This window comes from Dietzia sp. HMSC21D01 (assembly GCF_001815995.1).
Taxonomy (GTDB): domain Bacteria; phylum Actinomycetota; class Actinomycetes; order Mycobacteriales; family Mycobacteriaceae; genus Dietzia; species Dietzia cinnamea.
On the sequence record NZ_KV823705.1, the window covers coordinates 1 to 4,064 of the forward strand.

4 protein-coding genes are annotated in these 4,064 nt (G+C 73.3%); 2 read left to right on the forward strand and 2 right to left on the reverse strand.

What is annotated here, in order from left to right:
* Positions 1 to 101: 101 nt before the first annotated feature.
* Both HMPREF3086_RS02390 and moaCB read right to left on the reverse strand, forming a co-directional pair.
* Positions 102 to 626, reverse strand: coding sequence for a molybdenum cofactor biosynthesis protein MoaE (locus HMPREF3086_RS02390; RefSeq protein ID WP_232303218.1), 525 nt, complete (start codon positions 624 to 626; stop codon positions 102 to 104).
* On the reverse strand, positions 626 to 1,675 hold the full coding sequence (gene moaCB, locus HMPREF3086_RS02395; RefSeq protein ID WP_070719994.1) for a bifunctional molybdenum cofactor biosynthesis protein MoaC/MoaB: 1,050 nt from the start codon (positions 1,673 to 1,675) through the stop codon (positions 626 to 628). Before moaCB ends, HMPREF3086_RS02390 begins: the two co-directional genes overlap by 1 nt.
* Positions 1,676 to 1,783: 108 nt before the next feature.
* Between moaCB and HMPREF3086_RS02400 the strand changes: the two genes are divergently transcribed.
* Complete coding sequence (locus HMPREF3086_RS02400) at positions 1,784 to 3,007, forward strand: NAD(P)/FAD-dependent oxidoreductase (protein WP_061914262.1); 1,224 nt, start codon at positions 1,784 to 1,786, stop codon at positions 3,005 to 3,007.
* 70 nt (positions 3,008 to 3,077) lie between these two features.
* Positions 3,078 to 4,064: NADH:flavin oxidoreductase/NADH oxidase (locus tag HMPREF3086_RS02405; protein WP_070719993.1), on the forward strand; the 987-nt coding region annotated here is incomplete at its 3' end.

Sequence of the window (4,064 nt, forward strand, 5' to 3'; positions counted from 1 at the left end):
CTCATCAACCCACCAGGCCACCCCAGACACAGCCCCCACACCCGCCCCGCCTGACGCCCAGCCCCGCCTGAAACCCTGCGGCGGCGCGCCGCCGGGGCTACTCAGCAGTCGCCGACGCCCACCCACTCCGACAAGCCGTCGGAGAAGCGCTGGCGTTTCCAGATCGGCACCTCGTGCTTGAGGCGCTCGATGAGGTCCGAACACGCCGTGAACGCCTCCGCCCGATGCGGCGCCACCGCCACCGCGACCACCGCGACCTCACCCACCGTCAACACGCCCACCCGGTGCACCGCGCCCACGCGCGTCACGCGCTGCGGATCGACGGGCCGACCGTCGGCGTCGGCGGGGCCGCTGTGCTCGCGGGCCACCTCCGCGCAGAGCCGGGCCAGCACATCCTGCGCGACAGGGTGAGCGGAGTACTCGATGTGCTCGACATCGGCGCGACCGGCGTCGTGATCCCGCACGATCCCGGAGAACGTCACCATCGCGCCATCCGCCGAGCTCCACACGGCCTGCTCGACCTCGCGGGGCTCGATCCGCTCGTCGGTGATCCGGGCCAGCGGCGCGGGGTGCGGCTCGGAGTTCGGCCCGGAGGGCTGTCCCGAGGCCGGGGTCGGGGCCGACATCAGTGACCACCACCGTGGGCGTGAACGTCCAGCAGGTGCTCGAGCAACTCGTCCAGCACCGCCAGCCCGTCGCTGACCCCGCCCGACGACCCGGGCAGGTTCGCCACCAACGTGCGCCCGGCGAACCCGGCGAGACCACGACTCATCGCGGCGGTGGGCGTCGCCGCCAGCCCGCGGGCCCGCATCGCCTCCGCGACCCCCGGCAGCTCGAGTGTCAGGTGCGGCGCCGTCGCCTCGGGCGTGCGGTCGTCGGGCGCGACCCCCGTGCCGCCGGTGGTGAGCAGGACCGCCGGCGAGCGGCGCACGTGCTCGGTGACCGCGGTGGCCACATCCGCATCGGCCACGACGTGCACCTCCACCGGCGAGAAGCCGCGCTCACGCAGCCAGGCCTCGATGGCGGGCCCGGTGGTATCGGTGCGGTCGCCGCGGGCGGCGGCCGTGGAGGAGACGACGACGACGCCGGTCCGGCCGACCTCGAGAGCAGCGGGCCCGGAGTTCGGGCGAGCGCCCTCGTCGTCGTCGTCGATCCCACCACTCGGTTCGGTGCCGTGGTCTTCCCGCCTCCAGTCACCGCGTTTGCCGCCCGACTTGGCGGCGAGGCGGACACCGTCCATGGTGGCGAGCGGGTCGACCGCCTTGACCATGTCGTGCAGCGTGAGCCCCGCCACCGACACGGCGGTGAGCGCCTCCATCTCCACGCCCGTCCGACCGGTCGTCTTGGCGGTGGCGCGGACGAGGATCTCGCCGGACTCGTCGTCGAGGTCGAAGTGCACCTTCACCGAGTCCAGCGGGATCTGGTGGCACAGCGGGATGAGCTCCGACGTCTTCTTGGCGGCCCCGATGCCGGCCAGGCGCGCGGTGGCCAGGACATCCGCCTTGCCGAGCGCGTCGCCCGCGACCATCGTCACCACGTCCGGGCGCGTGCGGAAGACCCCCTCGGCGGTGGCGGTGCGCGTCGTCACGGCCTTGTCGCCGACGTCGACCATCCGCACGCGGCCCTCCGAGTCGAGGTGAGTGAGGCCGGAGAGGGAGCGATGCGAGTCTGCCATGACCTCCACGCTAGTCCGCGGCGCCGGGTGCGGCCGATCGGATCGGGGGAGCACCTCCGGCGGGCATGCTGGAGGTATCGCAGTGTGTCCGGTGGAGGAGGCGGGGAGATGGAGACGGCGATCGTCATCGGAGCGGGGATGGTGGGGCTGTCGACGGCCTGGCATCTGCAGGAACACGGTGTCGAGGTCACGGTGGTCGATCGAGAGGGGGTGGCCGCGGGTTCCTCGTGGGGGAACGCCGGCTACCTCTCCCCGGCCCTGACCCTGCCGCTGGCGGATCCGAGTGTGTGGACGTACGGGCTGAAGGCGTTGCTCGACCCGGATGCCGCGCTGCACGTGCCACTCCGGGTCGACCCCGGACTGTGGGGGTTCCTGGCGCGTTTCCTCGCACACGGGACGATGCGGGCCTGGCATCGGACCATGGCCGGCCTGGCCCCGATCAACGCCCTCGCTCTGGAGGCGTTCGACCAGCTGACGGACGGTGGGGTCGCGGCCCGGACGCGAGAGGGCCCCTTCGTGGTCGGGTTCACCGACCACGCGTCGGCCACGTCATTCCTCGACGAACTCGAGTGGGTTCGCGGCCACGGGATGGAGGTGGAGGTGGAGCGGCTCGACGCCGCCCGAGCGCTCGCGCCGATCCTCTCGGAGGAGGTCACGGCGGCCTACCGGATGAACGGCCAGCGCTTCATCGAACCGGGACCCTTCGTGAACGCGCTCGGCGACGCGGTCCGCGCGCGCGGCGCCCGGCTGCTCACCGGGGACGCCGTCACCGAGGTGAGGCCCGGACGCGCCCCCGGGGTCGTCCTCGCGACGGGGGAGCAGCTCAGCGCTGACTCGGTCGTCATCGCCACCGGCGCCTGGATGCCACAGCTCGCCCGCCCGCTCGGGGTGAGGACGCGAGTCCAGGCGGGCCGGGGTTACTCGTTCTCGGTGGGCGTCGAGGAGCCGATCCCGCACCCCGTCTACCTGCCGGCGCAGCGCATCGCGTGCACCCCGTATCAGGGGCGGCTCCGGATCGCCGGAACGATGGAGTTCCTCGGACCCGACGAGCCGCCCCGGGACAGGCGGATCCGGGCGATGCTCACTCAGGTCGACGGGCTGTTCCGAGGCGTGGACCTCGACGACAGGCGGGACGAGTGGGTCGGCTCCCGGCCCGTGACGCCTGACGGACTGCCGCTGGTGGGCGCCACCGCGGGACGCGGGGTGTACGTCGCCGGCGGCCACGGGATGTGGGGGATCGTGCTCGGTCCCGCTACCGGGAGACTGCTCGCGAAGCAGATCGTCACCGGGCAGGTCGACCCGGTGCTCACGCCGTTCGACCCGCTGCGATGAGTGCTCGGCCCGGTCATCGCCGACCGGGGCCCGGCGACGTGGCGGTACGGGTGGGGGTTTAATCGCGGGAATGGCGTTGCTCTTCGAACCGATCCGCATCCGCGACCTCGAGATCCGTAACCGGGCGTGGCTGTCCCCGATGTGCCAGTACTCGTGCGAGGACCGCGACGGCGTGCCGACGCCGTGGCACCTGGTCCACCTCGGCGCGCGGGCGCAGGGCGGGTTCGGGCTGATCCTCGCCGAGGCCTCGGCGGTCGTGCCGGAGGGGCGCATCAGCCGCGAGGACGCCGGACTGTGGAACGACCGGCAGCGGGACGCGTGGGCGCCCAGCGTGGAGTTCGTCCACTCCCAGGGCGCGGCGATGGGAATCCAACTGGCGCACGCCGGGCGCAAGGCGTCGACCTACAAGGCGTTCCCCGGGCAACCCTCCGGGTCGATGCCTGTGTCCGAGGGTGGCTGGCCCACCGTGGCGCCGTCGGCGATCCCGTTCGGCGACATGGCCACCCCCGAGGCGCTGGACGTCGCCGGGATCCGTGAGGTGGTCACCGCGTTCGCCGAGGCCGCCCGGCGCGCCGACGAGGCCGGGTTCGACGTGGTGGAGATCCACGCCGCGCACGGGTACCTGCTGCACGAGTTCCTCTCGCCGCTGTCGAACGAGCGCACCGACTCCTACGGCGGCTCGCGCGACAACCGCGCGCGGTTGCTGCTGGAGGTCTGCGACGCCGTCCGCGAGGTCTGGCCCGAGGGCAAGCCGCTGTTCGTGCGCATCTCGGCCACGGACTGGGTGCCCGGCGGCTGGACGCCCGAGGACTCGCGTTGGCTGGCGGGCCGGCTCGCCGAGCACGGCGTGGACCTGGTGGACGTCTCGTCCGCCGCGAACACGCCCGACCGCCCGCCGGTGGCGCTCGAGCAGGGCTACCAGGTGCCGCTGACCGAGGAGGTCCGCGCGTCGGGTGCGGTGCTCGCGGGCGCGGTCGGCCTGATCAGCGACCCGGAGTTCGCCGAGCGGCTGCTCGTCGAGGAGCGCGCCGACGTCGTGTTCCTCGGCCGCGCCGGG